The following is a 22,735-nucleotide window of genomic DNA, read 5'->3' on the forward strand; positions in this document are numbered from 1 at the left end:
TGGGGATAATTGTAATAATCGTTCTATAATGCTATAAGAATATATAACTTTCTGAAGGGGCATCAGCAAAACATATTTTGAGAACAGGTCGTTTTCAACACAGAATATTAATTCAACGCATGAAGCCGTACCACGAGCTAACCTCAAAAGGTAAAATCATCCGCATGACTATTGCCCGGATAGTTATTCATAGTGTTTTACTCCTTGCCTTTTATTTTGCCTGCGCCCGTTTATACAAGAAAATAAATAAAGTGAGAACACCGGCTAATCGGGATAAAAGCTTACCTATTGCTTAAATTAGAATCGTCCTTTTTCCTCCTTGCCAGAATAGCTTGCCGGATTAAGGCTCAATTATCTCTACTGAGGGCTGGCTATCATCTTGGGTATTCTCGGCTGCACCATTAAACTCGTAATACTGAATATTAATGTTTAATATATTGTCGTAGGGGATAGAAAGGTAATTACCCGGGATCTCTCTAAAATGGGTTTCCCCGGTAGCACTAAAGGTCTTTTTGGATGGGTACTTTATGATGATGCGGTCCAGGCCTCCACTCGTTCTGGATAGATAATAATCTTCCAGAATGCCGGAATAAATAATTCCCTCACCAATATTGGTTAAAACATCCACCATTATAAAGTCAATATTTTTGTGGTATTTCCAGCCCCGTTCGGTGTTCAGGTATTCTCCGGTAAACCAATAATGCCAGGTATTCGGAAACCGGAGAAAAGAAAAATAAGGTAGCGTATCCAGGCTTAAACCTCTGACGAAACTTCTCGCTCCGGTACCTACTAAAATACCAAACACGGTTAAACCAATATTATAGGTTAGTATAGGAGCTATATGCGCATGTATGTTCTGGAAGATAGGAGGAACCCGTTCTTTATCGTTTCCGCCCACTACCAAATAACCAATGTTCTCCAGTAATACTTGATAGGACGTTGTAGCTTCTACGACTAAAATGGCAAAAGCATGTAAGAGGATGGCTGGGATAATGGCCCAGATAATCTCATTAACTAGATTAGTGGTAATGTACTCAATGGAGAATCGGGAAGAAAAATAGCTTCGGCGAAGGGCAATACCAAGAAGAGTAATGAATACGAGAAGTACTGTAACAAAAGCAAAATTCACCTACTAAAGCTCTTTTACTTTTACGGTGGAACTATTAATTTTTAAGTTAGCAATAACATGCGCGTTTTTAGAAGAAGCCTCCTGAATGCTTTTTAGAATAGCTCTTCCTTGAGTCTCTTTGCTAAAATAATTTTTTGCTGTTTTACTTTGTCTGGCCTTCATAGCGCTGATTTTATCCAATATGATAAATAAAACGTAATTTTCAAAATGTAGATTCAAAAATTAAATGAGTAATAGTAGGTACCTAGTGCTTAATGAAGTCTACCAAGTACTACTTTTACTCATTCAGCCAGATTAGGTTTGCTTAAGCAACTTTTGATGAAAGATGTTTAAATTATAACTTTAAACTATTCCTAAGAATTACTTCTCCAAAGCCGTTAAAATTGTCCGGAAACTCTCTAATCCTGCTTCCAGGTTCTCGATTATATCCTCTGCCAATACATCCGGGTCCGGTAAGTTATCTAAGTCGGCGAGGGATTTATCTTTTAGCCAGGTAATGTCGAGGCTGGTTTTGTCACGGGCGATTATTTCTTCGTAGGTGAATTTACGCCAGCGGCCTTCCGGGTTGGTTTCGGGGTGGTAGGTTTCGGTGCGTTTGTGGCGGTTTTGCGGGTTGTAGCAGGAGATAAAATCTTGCAAATCTTCCAGCTTAAGTGGGTTCTTTTTAAGGGTATGATGGATGTTGGTGCGGTAATCGTACACCCATATTTCTTTGGTCCAAGGGTCTTTGCTGCTGGGTTTGTTATCGAAAAAAACCACGTTGGCTTTTACCCCGTGGGCGTAGAAAATACCAGTGGGTAAACGCAGGATGGTATGCACATCGGTGGTTTCCAGTAGCTTTTTGCGGACGGTTTCGCCGGCTCCTCCTTCAAACAGCACATTATCCGGTAATACCACGGCAGCCTGACCGGTGGTTTTAAGAATGCTGCGGATGTGCTGCACAAAGTTAAGTTGTTTGTTGCTGGTTGTTGCCCAGAAATCCTGGCGGTTATACGTAAGGTCTTCTTTTTCCTGTTCGCCTTCGGCGTTGGTAAAAGTCTGGCTGCTTTTTTTACCAAAAGGCGGGTTGGCCAGTACGTAATCGTAGCGCACACCGATATCGGCAATCAGGGCATCGGCCGGAGAAATAAAATTATCGCTGTCAATGTCGCCGATGTTGTGCAGGAACAGGTTCATGAGCGCTAGGCGACGAGTGCTGGCTACAATTTCGTTGCCGAAGAAGGTTTTGTATTTCAGGAACTGCCGTTGCTCTTTGTCCAGGTCGTGGTGGGCTAAAAGGTAATCGTAAGCGGCCAGGAAGAAACCGCCGGTACCGCAGGCCGGGTCGGCGATGGTGCGCATAGGCTCCGGGTCTACGCAGGCTACCATGGCTTTTATTAAAGCACGGGGCGTGAAATACTGGCCGGCACCGCTTTTGGTATCTTCGGCGTTTTTCTCCAGCAGACCTTCGTAAATATCGCCTTTATCTTTTACACCCATCATTAGCCATTGCTCGTTGTTAATCATAGCAATGATTTTGGAGAGCTTGGCCGGGTCCTGGATTTTGTTCTGGCTCTTGGTAAATATTTGCCCCAGAATACCTTTTTCTTTGCCCAGTTCCCGGAGCATAATGGTATAATGGGTTTCCAGTTCGGCTCCTTTTAAATCTACCAGGCTTTCCCAGTTGTAATCTTTGGGAATAGGTAACTGGCGGTTGTGCGGTGGTTTGGTATATTCATCCGCCATTTTCAAGAATAGCAGATACGTAAGTTGCTCTAAATAATCGCCGTAGCCCACGCCATCATCGCGGAGGGTATTGCAGAATGACCAGACTTTAGAAACGATAGCGGAGTTGTTGTTACTCATTTTTTAAGTTCTTCTTTAAATATTCGGTCAGATAATACCCGCCGGTTTGAGGAGCATCACCTCTAAACTCAATGAATCCAGCATCTCGAAGTAACCTCAAATATCTTTCAAGGCTTTTCTCTGAAATTCCTGTACTAGTTCTATACTCAGGAATCCTTTTTCCTTCTTGTCTAACTATAGCGTTAAGAAGGGTAGCCAGTTTAATTTTAACATTCTTAGTAGCTCCCTCAATTGCTCCCTCAATTGCTCCCTCAATTGCTCCGTCATTTACAGTATCAGTTGTTCTATTACTTATAACCTCATTAACTGTACCGTTAACTTCTAAAGGAATAGCCATTTTAAATACATCACCTTCTTCAAAAATTGGCACTTTGCCAGGAGCGTAGTGGGGCAGGTATTTATTTACGTTTAAAATACCGGAGCCTAATTCATCCACGTGGCCTAGTTGGGTGAAGAATTTGGCGATAACTGGATTTTTCGCAAAAGGAGAAAAGTTTTCGGGTAATAAGCGACCATAGGTGTGCGGCCGGTTAGCATTCTCAGTAACTACCCGGTCGGTGTAAATGAAGAGCCGAGCGGGATAAGCGTTGGTAAACTCCCGGTGTACGAGCAAATTGGCTACAACTTCCCGGAAAATCTTGGACCTAAGACTAACGCGAATGGCTCCTTCCAGAAAAAACTTATCGGGTAGGTGCTTAGCGATAAAGCTCATTAGTTGGTCGTAAGTGTCTATCAGGTTGGTTTGAACATAAAGACGGTCATCATAACGGTCTAGGTTTTGGCGGCGGACCAGTGCATCCGTTTTGTAATGCGGTAAAATACTTTGAATGATTTCGTCCTGACCTAACAGAAGAGCGGCGGCTAAAGTATAGCCCTCCTGACCGGTTTGCAGGTCGCGGCGGAAAAGGCCGGCTTTCCGGAGCAATTGTTCGTCGTCGAGGGCTAGCCAGGGATGATTATAGTCGCGGCTGCGAATTAAGTTCCGGACTTTCGGAAATAGCTCCGGATTAAAGTCGGAGAACCGCAGCGCTGGGTAAATAGTGTTTTCGGAATAACTGGCACTTTTGCGGGTGTATAATTCGGAAATAGCAATATGGCTGGTAAGTTTATAATCACCATCTTCGCTGCGGTCATAAACGATGCGCCGGCATTTGTGTACCTGCGAACTTTCCGGAACCTGGATATGAATAAGGGTTGCACCTTCTACTTCCACTAATTGGGGGAGCAAAATAAAAGGCGGTTCCAGCAATTGCGGATTATTAGAAATATTGACAATTTCTTTTAAAAGTTGTGGTGCGCGGGCTTTATTAACACCGAGTACTTTGCCACCATCGGAAATTCCTAATAAAATATCGCCGCCGGCTCTATTTAGGAAAGCGCATACGGTTTCGAAAAGGTTAGCGGGGAGTTCCGAAATTGCTTCCTTAAACTCAAGTCGCAAGCCTTCTGTTTGTTGCAGTAATTGCCTAACACGCGCTTCGTTCATTTAAAATAATACTAACTAATTGTAAGATATTTATTCGCCGTACAAATATTTATTCGCCGTACAAAAATGACCTTATTCTTTCATCAGTTAAAGGCATTGTAAAAATTGGACTTATAAACTGCAAAAGCTTATCTGATAAATTTTTATACTTTTGATAGCATATTTTGTCAACATCTTCGGGTATCATCCAATCTTTTTGATAATCAACATAAAAGCCTTTGTTTTTAAGGTTATTAGCCCCTTTAATTAACTCGCTAAGCATTTCCGCCTCCTCTTCGGTTAACTCCCCTAATTTTAAAGCCTTACTTAAAAAGATTGCAGTAGATTGAAATTTGCTTAAAGCGTTATGTGGAGTAAAGAAGTAATACTGCCAATTATATTCGTAATCAGTAATGTAGTATCCTGTTAGTGATAGTAAGAATTCTTCAATATTTAAATGCTTAAAGCTGTGATTTCTAAATATTTTATCTCTTTCAACCGGGCTTATAAAATAAATATCATTGTTTAAACCAATCAATATCAGTGCTTTGATTAATTCTTCGGAAGCAAGAATAACGTGCGAAACGGCAAATCCATAAAATTGCATATTAGCGGCAGCTTCACTCAATAATAAATGATTTTTTCCATTCTCGAAAGAATAACAGGCTCCTGAAAGCAAATCACAATCGGCCCAATAATCTATTTTTTGATTTTTCACTTCTTCTTTTTCAATGTTTTTTTCTCCTGACTTGCCGTCTTCAAAACCATTGAACCTTTACCTTGAGGGATAAAATTGTGGCTTCTCATCCAGGTTAACGCTTTATAAAACTTCTCCCGATTTATGTTTAGCTTTCGCTCCGACCAGTTTTCTCGGGACTCATAAACAATTTCATCATCCGTCGGATTTTTGCTGGCCAATAATAAATTATTCCATCCGGCAAAAAGCGTAGCAATCACTTCGGCTTGTTCCATATCAAATTTCAAAAAAGTTTCTATTAAGGCATTTACTTCTTTAAATTGTTGCTCTGTAAGGAATTGCTGAGTTTTAGCAATAATGTTTTTCATGCCCCGCAGAGAGGTGTATGTATGGCCAATTGGTAGCTTTTTAATTTGAAACCAACCTGCTTTTGTTGCCCGATGTTCTACCTTTTTTAAATGATTAAAATCATCAGGACCAGCGGCATCTTTTACCGGCTGCCTGCCTAATGAAATGCCAAGGAAATTTTCTACCTGATGGGCAATTTTTTCGTCTTTTACGTGATTCAACTTGGGTAAATGCTCCGGGTGCTTTTCATGAGTGTCAATCACCAAGGCAAGAATGCCCGCGTGTAAATCAGTAGCAGTAATACCAGCAATCTTCATGGGAAATTCTTCTTCGGGAACCAAAGGGATAATTTTTGCTTCTTGTTCTTCAGTAACAGTATTGAGGACTTCTTTATAAGCAACCAACTTACCCTCAAAAGCTTTCTTTAAAATACTCTGGCAAAGGGTTTCGGCTTGTTGCAGGCTTTGGGTGATGGTTTCTTCTACTTTATCGCAAACACTTAGGCGGCTTTCTACTTCCTGAACAATTTTTCTCTGTTCTTCAATTGTACAGAGTGGAAAAGGCATTGAATTACAATTCTCTTTATTAAGGTATTGAATAGTTGTTGAAGTGGATTTTTTCTCGAAGTAATATTTATTTAGCTGAATACAATAGGCAAGAAAATTAGAGTCAACTAAATCATTTGTTAAGAAAGCATGCAACTGTTGATTTATAACAATTGGTTTTTCAACTACAGCACTTATCCCAAAAGTACCGACACAAGTCATTATCACACTACCAGTTGGAATTACTCTAGCGTTATATTCCTTTATCTCTGAATCAGATAATCCTAATTTAATCGTTGTGTAATCAATTTTAATTGAATGTTCACTGAGATTCGGAGTTGTTACCCATTTTATTTCTCCTGTAAATGATTTAGGTTTATCCCTGTTCGGAACAATACTTTTACATATATCTCCAATTTTAACCAATCTCCAACCCTCCAGCAATTCACTTTCTTTAACGTCTGGATTGGTAAGTTTTCCTTCAAAAGCCCACTTTAAAACGGCTTGGCGGTAAACTTTTAACTGCTGCCGGGCAGTTTCTAATTGTTCTTTGCCTTTGTCTAATTCGCTTAGCAGTTCCTCTATTTTGGCAACTATTTCTTGTTGTTCATCCAATGTAGGATAAGGTAAAGGAATTTCCTCAATGGTTCTAGAAGACAAATGCTTTACCGTTACAGAAGAAGTTTCAGCATGAATGGCATCAAGGAATGGCTGTAAACAGTAGAATAAAAACCTTTCGTTAATAGCCTCAGAGTCTGGTAAAATCCTACAAACTCGTTGATTTAATAATGCATCTGGTCCTTTCCAATAAGATGCTTTAAAATCTCCATCCATTCCAATAAGGATATTTCCTTTATGAACTATAAATTCTTCACTGTAATTTCCTTTATATCTATCAACTGTAGTAGTATTATCAATATCACGTATTCTGATTAAGGGCATTCCTTCATCCTTGGAAAAGAAGGAAGAACTGAACGCGTAACCATTTTGAACCTTCGCAACTTCTTTTAAATATTTTCTATCCCAATGTTCAGCCTTAACTAATAATTGGTGTTTACCTTCTTCAACTATTTCAATCGGTTTTCTTCCAAGTGCCATCTACGCCGCTAACTCCTCGTTTAATTCATTTATAATTTCATCGGTCTGATCACCGAACAGTTGCCACATTTTACCCAAACCCCCGTGAGCATTAAAGGGGCTTAAATCAAAATCGTCGCGCTCCAGCCGGAAACTGTTGGCTACGTAGTCTTTTATCATCCGGAGCCATTGCATCTGGGTTTCGGTAAACTTGAGGGTACCGGCCTGCTTTTTAAATACCCATTCCTGAAAGTTACGGTCCACGGTTTTGTCGTAGGCCGTCAGGGTTTCGTCGAGTCCGCTTACTTTCCGGATGAGCGCCACCAGAGCCATGAGTTCGTTTTTGGGCTGGCCATTTACTTTTTCCAGTTGTTCGTAAGCCCGCCAGATGTTTAAAGGCGCTAAGTTAGGTCTTGCAGCTTTAATTGTTTCCACCAAATCCTTCATCATTTTATAAGTGAGTTCCCTCCGCCCGTAGGGTTGTCCGTAAAATAACTGCAAAGCCGTAATTTCGGTTTGGTGGGTTTCTATCCAGGTCCGGAAATCCTGCACCAGGTTTTCGGCTTCGGCTTGGTTGTCTTTTACCCAGCCAATATTTACCAGCTCATCGGGGTTAATGTGGTCAATTACCTGGTCGTACTTTTTGCGGACATCAATCACATAATTCCTCAGGTCGTAATCGTTAAACACGGCCGTAGCCTGCTCAATAATTTGTTCGTGTTGTTCCTTTACCTGGGCTTCAATTACATCGGGGGCAGCACCGGGGTTTTGCGCCAGTGCCTGTAATCGTTCGTTTTCCAGCGTGTCCGGGTCGTAGGCGTGCAGCAGTTGCTTTACCACCTGGTTTAGGGTAAGTCCGCCGGCTTTTTCGGCAAAGGCGAGTTTTTCTTTTTCGTTTATCTGTTTATCGAGCCGGATGAGGCGGTTGGCCAGCGTGGTGAGCATGGCTTCGTCTTTGTTGCCCATGGCAATGCCTTCCAGTACTTCTTTCAGCGAGAGGCCCGGCTTTTTCTCCAACGGGCGGCTGTCGGTTTTCCGGCTTTTCTCTACCCCAATGGCATCTATAATCACAAAATGGTCTTTGGTGTATTTAGCGGCCGGGGTGCCGGTAGCTTTGAGTTCTTCTAAACTACAGGTGCGGGTGCCGCGGCCTTTCATTTGCTCGTAATAGCTGCGGCTTTTTACATCGCGCATAAACAGCAGCACTTCCAGCGGCCGGATGTCGGTACCGGTGGCAATCATATCTACGGTAACGGCCACGCGCGGGTAATAACTGTTGCGGAACTGCTGCAACACGGTTTTGGGGTCTTCGCTGCGGTAGGTTATCTTTTTGCAGAACTTGTTTTCTTCGGCAAATTCTTCCCGCACAATATTTATAATGTCGTCGGCGTGGCTGTCGCTTTTGGCAAAAATGAGCATTTTAGGTACTTCAAACTTGCCATCCGGTCCAATCCGGTCGGGGAACATTGCCGGTAAATTATCTTTATCGGCTTTAGCAATGAGCCGGATTTGGTTCGGGTTTACTACTTTCTCGTCGAGTTGCTGGGCCCGGTATTCCACTTCTTCGTCCAGGGTATTCCAGAACTGTTTGCGGGTGAGTTTTTCGCGGGTGCCTACGTATTCGCCTAAATCTATCTTAGCCCCTTGCTGGGTAATTTTAGTGACAATCTCGAAAACATTGTAAGGCACCAGTACACCGTCTTCCACCGCTTTCTGGTAGCCGTAATCGCAAACTAAGTTCTGGTTAAAATAACCAAAGGTCCGATTATCGGGCGTAGCGGTTAAACCAATCTGGAAGGCATCGAAATAATCGAGCACCTGTTTCCAGAGGTTGTAAATGCTGCGGTGGCATTCATCAATCACCACGAAGTCGAAAAACTCCATGGGTATTTTTTCATTATACACCACCGGTAAAGGTTCCTTGGGCTGCCACTTACCTTCGTTCGGGTTTTCTTCTTCGTCGCGTTCGTCTAAAGGGGTGCCTTTTAAAATAGAATACAAGCGCTGGATGGTGCTGATGTACACTTCGCTGTCGGTGGGCACAAAGGCACTGCTCAGGCGGGTAACGCCGTAGAGTTCCGGGAAAAGCCGGTTGTCGTCCTGTGGTTCGTAGCGCTTAAATTCCTGCTCGGCCTGTTCGCCCAAGTTTTTGGTATCTACCAGGAACAAAATGCGCTTGGCTTTGGCAAATTTGAGCAGGCGGTAAATAAAAGTAATAGCCGTAAACGTTTTACCCGAACCCGTCGCCATTTGAATGAGGGCTTTGGGCCGGTTTTCCCGGAAAGATTTCTCCAGGTTGGTGATGGCTTGAATCTGGCAATCGCGTAAGCCATCGGTAGGTAGTCCCGGAATATCATGAAACCGACCTCGTAAGGTTTTACTTTCCTTTATCCATTTCTGAAAAGTCTCGGGCCGATGGAAAGTAAACACCGGCCGGGAGCGAGGTTTGGGATCGCGGTAATCGGTAAAGCGGGTAACTTCACCGGTACTCTCATACACGAACGGCAAAGGACCATTGTTAATGTATTTGAGCTTAGCCGTAGCATAATCAACGGACTGGTCTTCGTGTACCGTCAGCTTGACGCCTTCTTCTTCGCGTTTGGCTTCAATAATACCTACTGGCTTCTTATCCACGAACAACACGTAATCCGCCGGTCCCACATCGGTTTGGTATTCCCGAATCGCAATACCAATGCCGGCGCTTAAATTTACTTTCTTTTTATCCTGTATGATCCAGCCACTAGCAGTAAGTAATTTATCAATCTCGTCACGGGCTTTCTGTTCGGGATTTTGGTTCATGCGGTATTCGGGAATCTATTTCCAATGATACAAAATATTTTCTGTTTTGAATATTATTATAGAGCCTCGACAAAGTATTTTTTTATAGCCCACCTAAAGTCAGGCACCTCAAATTATTTAGGAGGTTTAGGATGGATATCTGAAAACTTAAAAAAGCAGAATAGTTACAGAAGGCGAGTAATCAGGAGATGATTACAAAGAAAAGTAGTTTGGTTTGGGTTATAACAAGTATTAAGGTAAGTTTTCCTTGATTAAGACTTGGCATTAGCTGTATCCTTTTACAAGCAGCTCGTAGAATTTGTGGGCCAAGACATCTAATTGGTTAAAAAAAGCAGAGGTTTCCAGAGCGGTGAAATTTACCATTTGCTGATGATAAAAGGCATAATAACTATCATTGTTTTCTGGTATGCCCATCAGGACCAGAATAATGCTGCCTAGATCACTGTGGTAGGGTTCGGCTATAATTTCGAGTAGGTTTAACCCGAAATGGAGTTTATTGCTTTTCAGGTCCTCTTTAATGAGCTTTACAATTAGCTCCGGCCTAGTGATAAGCGAGTTAGATAGTGGTGTCATAGAGTAAAATAAAAGTTAATGGTTATAGGTTTAATGGATGGATAGGTATAAGAGCAATCCAGTTGAATTACCGGCAGGGAAAAAAGCAAGGTTAGCCTTTTCTATTGTGGAGCTTTCCGATGAAACAGGAAGAGAATAGAATAGAGGAAGGTTTGCAGGAGCTTTATTTGCAAACTTCCTTATAAACTTATCTAAATTGAAAATGTGCTACCGTTAAGGCTATCGAAGATTCTATCATTGGTGAGCCTCATATCAGTGCTTTGGAGCGAGAAGCATGGATTGCCTTAAAGATACAATACCAAAAGTTGATGGAACTTCGGTTATAATCTGTATTATTCTAAAAGAATAGGGAAGGGAAAAAAGCAGCAGTGATACTCCTGGCTTAGTTCAGTTAACAAGTAAAAGGACAATTTTATAACCGAGTTTAATTAATCGGTTACTATGTCGTTCCGAATGCTTTTTTGCAATCGAATACAAAAAGGCTGTTCTAAATAATTAATTTAATAAAGCAGGGAAAGGAAAAAAGCGTTCCTGCTTATTACTTTAAGAAATAGATTACGGTATAAGAGAAGGCTGCATGGGCGAGTATAAATCGATTTCGATTTAAAAGGAGTTGTTAGCAAATTGGTTGAAATGAAGTCAGCTGAAATTTATATCGAATCTTTTGACCAAACAGAAGAAAAGTAATAAATTCTAAAAGCAACAATTGCACTTTCTCTTTAAGATAATCCCGGAGTAACATTCAGATTGGTACCTATTCTTTTTTTAAAAATCCATTAAGTCACGCAAAGGTATTTCCAAGGCCTCACTAATAGAAAGCAACACATCCAAGGTAACAGCAAACTGAGCATTTTCGGTTCGCATAATGGTAGCCCTATTCAGGTTGGCTATATCAGCCAGTTCTTGTTGGCTGATTCCTTTTGATTCTCTGATGTTTTTTAAATGTGTTCCAAAAGCTTTTAATTTCGCTGGATTCTTCACCTGCTAAAGGTCACTAATCCAGAAAAAATTAAATGCTGCATATATGTAACATGATTTAAAATATTCTTAAGTTTGCTGAAACATTTCAGAATATTAATTCAAAACACGTATGGTACAGGTATACAGTTACGGCATGGAAGATGAAGATACCTTCTATATGGAGGGGGAGATAGAGGAGGAAGCGGATGTAGAAGTATTTAGTAAACGATTCCAGGAAGGTCTTCAGACCCATATGGGAACCGTTTATGCTTTAAACTATTTTTACTTCCATCGAGCCTTGAGAGTAACCTACCCCTTCAAACTCCGGTTTCGGGTGGCTTTAGATCGGGAATGCTACTTTAAAATGGGATGGGAAAATGGGTATGATTATTCTTAGTAGAGCTCTTGCCCGTGCTCGAATAGTTCTACCTAAAGCCAGGTGCTACTACCACAAGTAAGCTGACCCGAGCATTAAATAAGTGCCGCAGCAATAAAGAGCGGGACTCAAGAAGTAGTCAAAGAGGAAATGTAGCCTGTTGCTTATCGGCTAAAAGGTGCTTGGAAAGTAATTTCGATGTCGAATACTAGGTAAGCTCGTTAGTTGCTCCGCCAGGAAAACGGTCGAGCAGCATCCCCAGAGTTAGGGTAACCTACTACCCGGAAAGTTTTGCTCAAACCCTAAAGGTGAATTTGATTTCGCCAGTAGGTTATAGCTACCGCCACTAAGAAATGCTACCTGCAAGGGAAATTAAGGCCATAAAACTAGGTTGCCCCAGAAAGGCTCTCTACCCCTGCATAAATCTAAAAGCGGTGCTATGAGCTTCACTGGAGCATAAAGCAAGACATTTAGGATGCAGTACGCGGTACCGGTTCAATAGGGAAGCGCAAAAAAGGGTAGGTACCGATGGTGGGTTTTGGTAAAAAGATTTGGGTTGGGGAAAAAGGGAGAGGGGGTGGTTGAAAAGGGTGGTACCCCGCGTGGCGCGCTGACCCAAAAAGGAGGGTTCTGATTCGCTCGCCTCTTCGAATACCATCCTCTTTTTGGTTACTACCGGCTCCATACAAACCAGGCGGATCCCGGTACCTACCTTACACCCGCATAAATAAAAATTAAGGAACAGTAGTAGAAGTAATGCCGTTCTGGGTTAACCCGAGTAAAATGGATCAGGCCTAGGAGTAAGGATGGATATAGCCTGTGCCTGTAAGGAAGAGCAAATTAAGGTAAATGGGAGAGGGTATTACGGATGATTTTTCAGTAGAACACCCCTTTGAAATACCGGGTGATTCATGTGCTTTAAATGAGGCCCAATCTTAGGCACTATAGTATACTACAGGTATATTAAACACCAGAAAGGAAATCAACCGAAAATTCACCCAAATAGGCTTCGCTCGGAGTACCTCTTCCTGTGATACGAGCCCTACCTAAAGCCCCCTTTTTCGGGTACCATTGCTGGAGGTGTATCGCCTGTGTTTACCCCGAGGAGGGAACTCCATCGTAGGAATTGTTCTTTTAAATAGATTTACTTTATTCGGCCCATTACTCTTACTTAAAACTAACTAGCACTTGCCTATGTCGCCCACTTACCTTTGGATTATCTTACTGGTTCTTGCTGCTTTCTTGCTGCTGCGCTATGTGTACCGGTACCTCAAAGAAGCTTGGCAGATTAGCCGGCAAGGGGGGATGGCTACCAAGTACCAGGAGTTGCTTCGCTTCGTGTGCCAGGCCCAACCTGGCCTGCACGTGCGGAGTACCGGTAGCCGCCATATTGCTTACCGAGAAGAAAGACCTACCGGTCCGGTCATCTTTACCCTCTTCCAAGCCTGGGGCCAGCTAACCGTGGAATGGCGCTTACAACATCCTACCTTTGGCCCTCGCACTTACCAGTGGAAGTTCGCGGAACACGAAAGCCAATCACTCATGTTTGCTAAGATAAAAGCCGATTTAGAATGGGAAGGAGACAAATAATAGGTACGTATTAGCTAAATATCAAAATGAATAGAAGCTGGTTTGTTCTTTTATTTCTGAGGATGCACGTGACTAGTTTTTACTTTATCTTGATTTAGCCTCATCTTATGCCGCTGACTCTTTCGCCCTGACCTGTTGCGTGCTCTACCCCGGCGGCGCTGGTACCTAGTGCGTCATGACTGGCTCACCCCGCGCTTGTAGCAAATAGTAGATTACTTTACAACCTTAGTAAATAATTATTGTCTTAGCTCGACTTTAGCATTAAGCGGCATAGGCTAATACGTGATGCAGATGATTGAGTAAAGATATGGGTATTTGTATCATGTCCTGTTGTTTAGTAGAGGATGAAAAATTAATATTCTGCCAGAAAAGGCCTCTTACGGTAGTAATAGCATCACTGAAAGTAGGCTTTTCTTTTTTGTACCATGCTGTGGCGTTTATCAGCAGTTATCCCTGTTGTTGCAGTCTGTCAGCCAGCAGGGTAATGATAGAGAAAAGGCCCAACAGCACTGGTGTAGTACGCTCTATTGCTTTCTCTGACCACTGCCTTTGCGTCTCTACTCCCAGATGTGCCCTTGTCTCTTCCAGCGTAACTTCTACGAACCACCTTCTGGCAAAGTAGAGCCCTATCATCTCTGCCGATAGTTCCATGTCAGTAGAAAGTAAGGCAACCGGTGCCAGTTTCCCTTCCGGGTCGCGCAGTAGTCCCCAGTATCCGTAGAACAGAGGTAATGGTGCGTTTGCCCGGAGCTGAAATGGCTCCTGCTACTAGAAGACGGGCATGCACAAAAACCGATTTGGAAAATAAACCAGAATAGGCTATTATTATTCCTAAGAACTCATCGGGAAAGCTGGACAAAAATGCTAAAGTCGAGCTTAGAAGGTGAGTAAAATATATCCTTAATACTGTCATTGAGGAGTTTGTTCAGCCAGTTAAACTTCAGACCTCTATTTTCTTTATTAGGAAACAATAGAGTTGCCAAGTGACGTCTAGTATCAATTTAGAGAATACATTGATTGAAGCATTTAATGGTGTAAGTTTTTACCAAGGACGGTAAAACTTTCGTCTAGCCCTCATTTCGGATAGAAAATCGATCTTAAGTGATCATTTATCCAAAATGAGAAATACTTTTTGGTAGAAGAAATATTTAGAGGGGTGTAATTTTAGAGACTAGCTTTCTAAATGGAACGATAAATCGTTAATTGCTATTATGCCTCTACTTAGCATAACACTGGTTATAGGATTCTGCTAAGGTATTTGCATTGAACTATCTATCAAGAAACAATAGAATTTGACCAAGATTCAAGAATTGAGTAAGAAGCACCAAAGGGAGCTTGATTTAAAGGGGAATTAGCTAAGAAAGTATGGCTGATGGAATTCCTAGCTAGTTTATTCTACTAACTTGGTAAACCTAAATCTCTTTTTACTGCCGCAATGACAAATGATTCGGAATGTTCAATAAAGCACCATTTGGTAAGGAGGTATTGCTGGTGTTGCAGTGTTTCCTGCTTATAATACGAAAAGCAAACGAGCTCCTGCTGCGGATCAGGTAACTTTGCTTCCTGAACAGTAAATGTTAATTCAACTTCTGGGTAGCAGGTATTAAAATCTTCAACGAGACTAAAATTAAGGTTATCCATAATGCGATTGAACTAGTAGGCGTATGCTATTGAGGTATTTTTGGTGGAAATAGCTTATCATGCTAAGGCAGGAGTAGCATGGCTTTAATTCTTAATTTTAAAGTAAGACATCCTGTCGTAAAAGAGTAAAACATTTCCAGAAGTCAGATCATTCCTTTAATCTAGGGACATGGGAATGTTGATTAACTGAATTAGTTTCAAATAAGGTTCTAATCCATTCAAGCTGGTAAAACCCCGAATAAGAAAAATTTTCTCGCCGATGCCCTCATACCATACTTCCGCATAGATATGGCGCACATAAAACAAACCCGAATGACATACCAATCGGTGGCAGCTTGCTAAGAAGATACCTTCCTTTTTAATTAGAGTGGTACGTTGATCTAAAGACTGTTGATGGAAGGAAGCTACATTCATCTTTGATTAAAGGCTAATGGTCAACGAGGTAAGTAACACTTTACTTTCTCCGGCATGGATAATTTTGTTGCAAGTAAATCTCAAAATCCGGGTTTATTCCTGATAAATAGTAACTTAACTAAGATTTAGACCTTCCTTTCAGATTAAATCTTTGACCAGCGAACAAGTACGGACTAGGTCGCTATTACTACGGAAATAAGTAATATTCTCTAACCAAACCAGACTTTTAATCGGCACTTATTCAGCCATAAGAAAGGAATTTATAGTAATAAAATTAAGAATCAGTATGGTTATCTGATTACCTGCTGAGTTTTGAGCGCCTCTAAATAGAAATTTTGTTTTGACAATTAACTTCATCTACTGTCTAATGAATGAAGGATATTATTTACATAAAATGTACTTATATGAAAGGAATAAGGAGTAATTAAGACTAAACAGATAAAGATTCCGCAACTTACGACAAAATTTTTGAGATTTGTTTTCAAAGGTTTCCTGGGGTAATACGGGTACAAACAGGTAAAGTAGCAGCCTCTAAACGAGGCTGCTACTTTACCTGTTTGTACCTATGATATAGGAAAAAAGTCTCTCTTAGAAAGCGAGCGTTAAGAAAAAATATGATTTTGTCCGGGCAATGTTAAAAATTTCTCATTTCCCAGTTGAGTCAAATGGTCGAGTATTTTACTTTTTACTTGGAATAGCTGGATTACCTCCGCAATGTCGCTATCCTGATCCAGGTGCAGGTCAATATAAAACAAAGCTTCATCCGCTTCGGCCAAGGTTAATTGATCCACCTCTAGACTTTCCATAATATAATCGATTAATCTTGCCATGGCTTGTTCATATTCAAGTAAATGTAAAGGAATGAACTTTTCCTTTTAGTCGTATTAACCCGGAATTTAACGCGTATAAAGTGGGATATTATACCTAATCTTATTATACATTGTTTATACCAGAGCATTTATTAAACTAACTTAATTAAAATTAACAAGGGCTTTAATTTTCTGCCGGAACAATGCCCTGGATAAACGAATATTTCAGGTAGTTAGAACATCATGGCTAAGGGCTTCTGATAAAATACTTTCAAGAGATGGGTTAATACTGATTCTAGTAGGTAAACACTTAAACTTAAGAGATTAGTACGGAAAATGGAACTTGGAAAGAACTAGATATTCTTCTTAATTGTAACTTCTTTGTCTGCTTAAAAACGGCTTCATCCCATGAGCTTATTAGATAAAGATTAGATAAAGAAATCCTGACGAGTATCTTGTTCTACCACTATCATCAACCAGGGCTAAAGCAAGCTTATAAGGGCCGATACTTGCTTTTTTCGGAAGAAGTAATAATCGGGGATTTTGGCAGCTGCTGGTAAGCCTATCAACAAAGCTACCAGCTCCTGCAGCAACCGCAATTTTTTGTGAAATATTGCCAGTAGAATAATTCTGTATTCTTAATCCGTAGGTAATGCAATTTAAGCTAGACTTTAACCATTTCGTTCCGGTCCAACATGAGCCCACTCAGGCGTACTTGGCTTTTCGAGTGACGGAGAATAAAGATTTTGATACCGCGGCGGATACTGATATTTACAAGTGTTATTTGATAAAATCTAACGGAAAGATTAATCTATTGAAATCTCTTTTGGTGCCTAAGGCCGAGCTTCAGATGATTTTACTTCTACTCTAACCCTTCCTTCGATTTAATTAACCTAATTAGCCTGATCCAACCATTTTTTAACGGCCAGAGGCAAAGATGTTTCTGAGATAAATACTACCTAAATAATTTTGTAAAATCGAGTAGTTATACGGACTGATTCAGTACATCTTCTTTCCATTGCAATATATCTTCTTTCTATTTCAGTATATCTTCTTTCTATTTCAGTATATCTTCTTTCTATGATACTTAGTATACTATAGTAAATATGTTGTACTACTAAAAGAAGCTAATGGCAATATAAAATAAGAAATAATTGCGAGTACCTGTTTGTCTGGATAACAATCAATAGGTAGTAAACATTGCAAAACGATAGACCAGTATAAGTTTATAGCGCTTTATCCTAGCTGCTTATGTTTGATACTTCTACCGGCTCCTGGCCTTTTCTTCCAACATCCGCTAATATTTTATGCTCGTGTTAACAATTTAGGCGATGATCGCGAACCAAATGAATTCTTCCTGCTCCCAACCGTTGAAGAAACCGCTTCATCCATGAGTTGCCGGCTTAATTCGTATCCTTGAAACCTAGTTCCGGCAAAGATTATAGGAGCCTACATTACTTCTCTCCCTGGTTGTTACAAGGTTGGGGTTGAAATTAGTCTTACTTGTTAAACGAAGAGCATGGCACAACCAAGCCTTAACTTCCAATTTATGTGTAATGTATTATCTAATGGCTATCTATGAATCAAAAGGTTAAATTTATTAATAGCCATAAATCAAATTTCTTTGCTACGGTCCGTTATCGGGTAGAGGAGCATTTTGTAGAAAAGGGCGTTTCTAAACATGCTAACCAGGTCATGTGGCTCAAGACTATATTTTATTTAACCGTTTCCCTGACACTCTATCTCTTGATACTTTCGAATCAGTTTGGTATCTGGAGTCTGTTCACTTTGGCGGTACTTTTAGGTATTTTTAACGCGGGCATTGGGTTCAATGTCTGTCATGATGCGATCCACGGCTCCTTTTCGGCTAATAGTAAGTTAAACAAAGCTCTTAGCTTTATCTTTCATTTAATTGGTGCCAACCCTTATGTCTGGAACCTGATGCACAATGTCGTGCACCATACCTATACCAATATACCCGGACACGATGAGGATATCGAAGTAGCTCCGGGATTAATTCGCTTAGATCCTCAGCAGAGAGTGAATAAGTTGCAACGCTTTCAACACCTGTATGCCATTGGCGTTTACAGTCTAGCTTCCCTTTCTTGGGTATTCCGGAAAGATTATGTTAAATTCTTTCAAAAGAAGATTGGACACCACCCAACTTTAAACCACCCGAAACAGGAGTATTTTAATCTATTTTTCTATAAAGGCCTTTATTATTTCCTGTATATTGGCTTGCCTTTACTCGTGCTGGATATTACCTGGTGGCAATTTGTGATTGGCTTCCTGAGCATGCACCTAGTGGAAGGGCTGGTGATGGGCTTAGTCTTTCAACTGGCCCACGTGGTAGAAGGCACCGACTTTCCGGTGCCAAATGAACAAGGTAATATCGAAGAGGCCTGGGCGGCCCACCAGATGCATACCACCGCCAACTTTGCTATTAAGAGTAAACTAGCGGGCTTTCTGCTGGGCGGCTTGAACCAGCAAATTGAACATCACCTCTTTCCCAAAGTTTGTCATATTCACTATCCAGCAATAGCCACTATTATTAAGCAAACAGCCCAGGAGTTTGGTTTACCTTACATTGAGAATCCTACCTTCTTTCGGGCTTTTCAATCGCATTATAGGATGCTAAAAAAACTTGGTTATGAAGCGTACCGATTGCAAAAGGAAATGGTAGTGTAGTGGCCAGGTGAAAAGAGGTACAGGAATAAAGAAACTAGTGAATGATGTTAGAAATACCGGCCGAGTTCCCGTTAGAAGAAGTAAAAAAAGAAATTTTGCAATTCTGTGTCCAAGCCAAAAGCCGGAATGCTATTTTAGAGTATATTTTGGTTGATGATAGTACCTCCAACTTTAGACGATATATTGGGCAGTTACTCAAGCAGCGCTTGCTTAAAAATAATATCAACGACAAACCTTACAGCCGCCAAGAGCAATTTATCATCACCCAAAAAGGCTTAAACTACTTAAAAGCGATTGCTTATTAACTAGATGCTAAATCCGTTTACAGATTATGTGCCCAAGCCATTGACGGAAGGTAGAATAAAAATGGTTTTGGCTTAAATCCCATGAAGTGTAAAATGGATGGATAAAAAGATGTAGAAGGATGATTACCCATAGAACCTTTAATTATTTACCGGTACCCGACAAGCTGATGTACTTGAAGGGAAAAGGAACCGTTATAGCTATCCGTTATACCCACGTATTTGAAATTAAACTCTACTACCTGAATAATTTCTTTGTAGAAGTGTATTATCATCTTCTAGGGCAGCAATGTGACTACATCGGGACCTTTCATAGTACCAGTTGGCTAGAACCATATCTGGACCACATTAAGCTGGATTTAGATTTATAGCGGGTATCTACCTGCTCACCCATGAGAGGATTACAACCGGTTATCCTATCCTAAGAAATAGATAGTGACACGATTTTCCAGAAAGGACCCTTTAACTAAGAATAAATGGGCTTATTTTATATAAAGGAACTTATAAGAAAAGTAACTTGCCTCAAAGTAGTAAAGGAAAGGAGAGATAAAAGGTTGTGCCTTTACTTTCTTCACTTTCCAGTTGGATGGTTCCTCCCTGGAGTTCTACTAAATCCTTTACAATCGATAAGCCAATTGCATTAGGCTTTTCCCCGTTTAAACCGGGTCGAGCTGCTTTGGAGTTATGTTTTTCGAACAAGTAGGGTTGGATCTCCCGCGGAATACCTATTCCGGTATCGGCATGGGAGATAAACAGCCGATTCTGTTGCAGTTCTAGCGAGATACGGATCCTTCCCTCCGGCGGGGTGAACTTGATGGAGTTGGTGATTAAGTTATTAAGAATTTGAGTAAATTTAACCTCATCCAGTTCGACCATGATCTTCTCCTCAGAACTACTCACTTCCATAGTCATTTGAATTACTTTGGACTGGACAAAAGCCTCCACCGTTTGTTTTACCCGTTCGACAATATCGAACCTTACGGTATTTACCGGAGTGGCTACGGACTTGATATGTTCGTCCCGGAGTACATCGGCAATCAGCTTGTTACAATCCTCATAGGCCCGGTAAATGATACTAAGATGAGAAGCCAGGTCCTGATAATTCTGCTGGGTATGGTCCATCTCCATCAGGACGGCAACCCCTTTCATAATGGCCAGCGGCCCTTGTAAATCATGGGCGACAATCTGCAAGGCATTATTTTTTTTGCGGGAGAACTCCAGCAGGAACTCTCGGTATTGCGCTTGCTGGGTAACATCTTCCACCAAACCCACGATAGAAGTTAGCCGCCCTGAGTCATCCAGAACAGGATGAGCATCTACCTTCACCTGCTTGGACCGGTCCGAAGAAAAACAAAGACTAAACTCGATCTGACAAGCCTGGCCCTGCCATACTTTCTCCAAGCGTAAAGCTACTGCTTCCTGGTCGTTTTCATCGATCCTTTTCGCTAAGAGAGGAGGAGATTGTTCTATTAAAGCCTTGTCTATTTCCCACAAGGATTCTACGGTTAAACTGAGATAATCGAATTTACCCGTTAGCAGGTTATACTGGAAAAGTACTTTGTTGCTGGACTTACTTAGCTGGTCAAAAATAGCAAGGTTCATAGGACAATCTACAAAAAGATAAAGGCACTGATGAGGAACTAAAGATATTGGATGCTAAAGCAAGAAAAGAATTCTCCTAATAGTTCCCTCAAAGGCGGGTTACTTTCCAGAAAGCAGCATGCTTATGGCCATCTATTTTTATCATTATACCGTACATCCTATTTTAGCGATTATAGATGCTACCATAATTTTGGAATATATTTAAGTAGTAGCCGCAAGGATTTTGCGTATCTTTTTTGTCTTTACTATTTTTTAGAGGCCGTATAGATAAGTTGTTTGTAGCAGTTAATATGACAAGCTTATTAGATCATATTTTTTGTAATTTGGAGGGAAGAGAGTTAGACCGAGGTCAAATCGAGAGTTATATCCAGTACTTAGATGAGCTTATTCTTCATGGTTTGCCTCTGGAAAAAGAAAAAACCTATCATACCCTCAAACTCCAGCTACAAAATCGCTTGAATAATTTATAAATCAGTGAGAAATCTAATTCCACTAGCAAATTCTAGGTGAATGAGACCAACTTCTCGGCAGTTCACAATAAAATAATAGATTATCTGGAAATTCGTTGACCTAAATGTCTAATAAAACGAGAAAATCCTGCCAATGAATTTGCCTTATTTTACACAAGTGTATTTATAAAACTATTTAGCCAGTCTAACAAGTTGATTATAAGTACAACTACTATAAATAACAACTCGTTTTTACCTTTAGTACAAGTAAGTTCTAGCTTCTCTCATCTAATCACAAATAATGAAGGAAAACTTGTGGAAGCTGGAAAAATGGGGAGCGGTAAACGGAATAGTTTAGAATAATGAAAAAAAGGAATATCGTGGTAATTGGTGCCTCCACTGGCGGTTTTGAGGCCATCAGGCAATTAATAGCCAGATTGCCGGCTGATTTGGATGCCGCTATTTTCATAGTTTGGCACATGTCACCGGATGTAACGGGCATCTTACCTCAATTAATTAACCGGCAGAAAACTATTCTAGCCACTAACGCGGTGGATAAGGAGCCTATTGTTATGAATCGCGTTTATGTAGCCCCTCCCGACCGGCACCTGCTGTTGGAGCAGGGCGTGGTGCGGGTAACCCGAGGGCCCAAAGAAAACCGGTTTCGTCCAGCAGTGGATCCCTTATTCCGTTCCGCGGCTTATATGTATGGCCCCCGAGTAGTTGGAATAGTGCTATCCGGCGGCTTAGATGACGGAACGGCGGGGTTATGGGCCATTAAACACCGAGGCGGCTTGGCTATTGTACAGCAACCTGAGGAGGCTGAAGTGCCTTCTATGCCCGAAAACGCCTTAGCGGCAGTGCAAGTAGATTACTGTTTATCAATTGCTGAAATAGCAGCTCTGTTGGTTAAGTTAACGGCAGAACCCATTCAGGAAGTAAAACAAGAAGATATGAAAGAGCAAGAAAAGACCGAAATAGAAGTGCGCATTGCGCTACAGGATCAAGCCCTGGAGCAAGGCGTTATGAAATTAGGCCATCTATCGCCCTATGCTTGTCCGGAATGCCATGGTGTCTTGTCAGCAATTCAGGATGGCGACATTATCCGCTACCGGTGCCACACGGGTCACGCATATTCGGCGAATAGCCTGCTAACCTCTATTACTGAAAACATCGAAGATAGCTTGTGGGGTGCCATCCGGGGAGTGGAGGAAAGCATGATATTGCTCAATAACTTGGGTGACCATTATGCCGAAAACAATCAACCCAAATTGGCGGCTATGTATTTTAAAAAGGCGCAAGAAGCAGAATCCAGGGCAAATATAGTAAGACAAGCAGTTCTAAACCATGAGCAACTAACCAACGATAGGATCAGCCGGCAAGCAACCGAAGAAGATTTAACATCTTCAGAAAGGTAAAATCCATC

20 protein-coding genes are annotated in these 22,735 nt (G+C 41.2%); 7 read left to right on the forward strand and 13 right to left on the reverse strand.

The window, feature by feature from the left end; genetic code table 11:
- The first annotated feature begins 119 nt into the window (after positions 1-119).
- Positions 120-296: a hypothetical protein gene (locus tag AHMF7605_RS29880; protein WP_158267584.1), complete on the forward strand. Its 177-nt coding sequence runs from the start codon at positions 120-122 to the stop codon at positions 294-296.
- A 44-nt stretch (positions 297-340) separates the two neighbouring features.
- Here AHMF7605_RS29880 and AHMF7605_RS21640 read toward each other — a convergent pair whose 3' ends face one another.
- The 9 genes from AHMF7605_RS21640 to AHMF7605_RS21675 form a co-directional block, all read right to left on the reverse strand.
- Positions 341-1,129, reverse strand: coding sequence for a hypothetical protein (locus AHMF7605_RS21640; RefSeq protein ID WP_106932093.1), 789 nt, complete (start codon positions 1,127-1,129; stop codon positions 341-343).
- A gap of 3 nt (positions 1,130-1,132) precedes the next feature.
- Entirely contained in the window at positions 1,133-1,309 is a 177-nt protein-coding gene (locus tag AHMF7605_RS29885) for a hypothetical protein (RefSeq protein WP_158267585.1), read from the reverse strand.
- A gap of 180 nt (positions 1,310-1,489) precedes the next feature.
- The gene (locus AHMF7605_RS21645; RefSeq protein WP_106932094.1) at positions 1,490-2,974 is read right to left on the reverse strand and encodes a class I SAM-dependent DNA methyltransferase; all 1,485 of its coding nucleotides are present in this window, start codon (positions 2,972-2,974) and stop codon (positions 1,490-1,492) included.
- A complete protein-coding gene (locus AHMF7605_RS21650; RefSeq protein WP_106932095.1) occupies positions 2,967-4,460 on the reverse strand; it encodes an RNA-binding domain-containing protein in 1,494 nt (497 codons plus the stop codon). Before AHMF7605_RS21650 ends, AHMF7605_RS21645 begins: the two co-directional genes overlap by 8 nt.
- Positions 4,461-4,509: 49 nt before the next feature.
- The gene (locus AHMF7605_RS21655) at positions 4,510-5,157 is read right to left on the reverse strand and encodes an AbiV family abortive infection protein (RefSeq protein WP_106932096.1); all 648 of its coding nucleotides are present in this window, start codon (positions 5,155-5,157) and stop codon (positions 4,510-4,512) included.
- Positions 5,154-7,127: a restriction endonuclease subunit S gene (locus tag AHMF7605_RS21660; RefSeq protein ID WP_106932097.1), complete on the reverse strand. Its 1,974-nt coding sequence runs from the start codon at positions 7,125-7,127 to the stop codon at positions 5,154-5,156. Before AHMF7605_RS21660 ends, AHMF7605_RS21655 begins: the two co-directional genes overlap by 4 nt.
- The gene (locus tag AHMF7605_RS21665) at positions 7,128-9,905 is read right to left on the reverse strand and encodes a type I restriction endonuclease subunit R (protein WP_106932098.1); all 2,778 of its coding nucleotides are present in this window, start codon (positions 9,903-9,905) and stop codon (positions 7,128-7,130) included.
- A 264-nt stretch (positions 9,906-10,169) separates the two neighbouring features.
- A complete protein-coding gene (locus AHMF7605_RS21670; RefSeq protein ID WP_106932099.1) occupies positions 10,170-10,478 on the reverse strand; it encodes a hypothetical protein in 309 nt (102 codons plus the stop codon).
- Positions 10,479-11,243: 765 nt separating this feature from the next.
- Positions 11,244-11,459 carry a helix-turn-helix domain-containing protein gene (locus AHMF7605_RS21675; protein WP_106932100.1) on the reverse strand — a complete coding sequence of 72 codons (216 nt, stop codon included), beginning with the start codon at positions 11,457-11,459 and terminating at the stop codon, positions 11,244-11,246.
- A gap of 109 nt (positions 11,460-11,568) precedes the next feature.
- Between AHMF7605_RS21675 and AHMF7605_RS21680 the strand changes: the two genes are divergently transcribed.
- Together AHMF7605_RS21680 and AHMF7605_RS21690 are read left to right on the forward strand one after the other, a co-directional pair.
- Positions 11,569-11,835, forward strand: coding sequence for a hypothetical protein (locus AHMF7605_RS21680; protein ID WP_106932101.1), 267 nt, complete (start codon positions 11,569-11,571; stop codon positions 11,833-11,835).
- 1,173 nt (positions 11,836-13,008) lie between these two features.
- Positions 13,009-13,404, forward strand: coding sequence for a hypothetical protein (locus AHMF7605_RS21690; RefSeq protein ID WP_106932103.1), 396 nt, complete (start codon positions 13,009-13,011; stop codon positions 13,402-13,404).
- A 1,398-nt stretch (positions 13,405-14,802) separates the two neighbouring features.
- Here AHMF7605_RS21690 and AHMF7605_RS21700 read toward each other — a convergent pair.
- The 3 genes from AHMF7605_RS21700 to AHMF7605_RS21710 all read right to left on the reverse strand — a co-directional run bounded on the left by AHMF7605_RS21700 (position 14,803) and on the right by AHMF7605_RS21710 (position 16,265).
- Complete coding sequence (locus AHMF7605_RS21700) at positions 14,803-15,045, reverse strand: hypothetical protein (RefSeq protein ID WP_106932104.1); 243 nt, start codon at positions 15,043-15,045, stop codon at positions 14,803-14,805.
- Between the two features lie 156 nt (positions 15,046-15,201).
- Entirely contained in the window at positions 15,202-15,459 is a 258-nt protein-coding gene (locus AHMF7605_RS21705; RefSeq protein WP_106932105.1) for a hypothetical protein, read from the reverse strand.
- A gap of 602 nt (positions 15,460-16,061) precedes the next feature.
- A complete protein-coding gene (locus tag AHMF7605_RS21710; RefSeq protein WP_146153643.1) occupies positions 16,062-16,265 on the reverse strand; it encodes a hypothetical protein in 204 nt (67 codons plus the stop codon).
- Positions 16,266-17,846: 1,581 nt separating this feature from the next.
- Here AHMF7605_RS21710 and AHMF7605_RS21720 point away from each other — a divergent pair.
- The 3 genes from AHMF7605_RS21720 (at position 17,847) to AHMF7605_RS21730 (ending at position 19,629) form a co-directional block, all read left to right on the forward strand.
- Positions 17,847-18,956, forward strand: a complete 1,110-nt coding sequence (locus tag AHMF7605_RS21720) for a fatty acid desaturase family protein (protein ID WP_106932108.1) — start codon at positions 17,847-17,849, stop codon at positions 18,954-18,956.
- Positions 18,957-18,997: 41 nt separating this feature from the next.
- The gene (locus AHMF7605_RS21725; protein WP_146153644.1) at positions 18,998-19,261 is read left to right on the forward strand and encodes a hypothetical protein; all 264 of its coding nucleotides are present in this window, start codon (positions 18,998-19,000) and stop codon (positions 19,259-19,261) included.
- A 119-nt stretch (positions 19,262-19,380) separates the two neighbouring features.
- Positions 19,381-19,629 carry a hypothetical protein gene (locus AHMF7605_RS21730; RefSeq protein ID WP_106932110.1) on the forward strand — a complete coding sequence of 83 codons (249 nt, stop codon included), beginning with the start codon at positions 19,381-19,383 and terminating at the stop codon, positions 19,627-19,629.
- A gap of 151 nt (positions 19,630-19,780) precedes the next feature.
- Here AHMF7605_RS21730 and AHMF7605_RS21735 read toward each other — a convergent pair whose 3' ends face one another.
- Positions 19,781-20,860, reverse strand: coding sequence for a sensor histidine kinase (locus tag AHMF7605_RS21735; protein WP_106932111.1), 1,080 nt, complete (start codon positions 20,858-20,860; stop codon positions 19,781-19,783).
- A gap of 811 nt (positions 20,861-21,671) precedes the next feature.
- Here AHMF7605_RS21735 and AHMF7605_RS21745 point away from each other — a divergent pair.
- Complete coding sequence (locus AHMF7605_RS21745) at positions 21,672-22,727, forward strand: chemotaxis protein CheB (RefSeq protein WP_106932113.1); 1,056 nt, start codon at positions 21,672-21,674, stop codon at positions 22,725-22,727.
- Positions 22,728-22,735: the final 8 nt, after the last annotated feature.

Origin of the sequence: Adhaeribacter arboris, from assembly GCF_003023845.1 — a bacterium.
In the GTDB taxonomy this organism is placed as follows: domain Bacteria; phylum Bacteroidota; class Bacteroidia; order Cytophagales; family Hymenobacteraceae; genus Adhaeribacter; species Adhaeribacter arboris.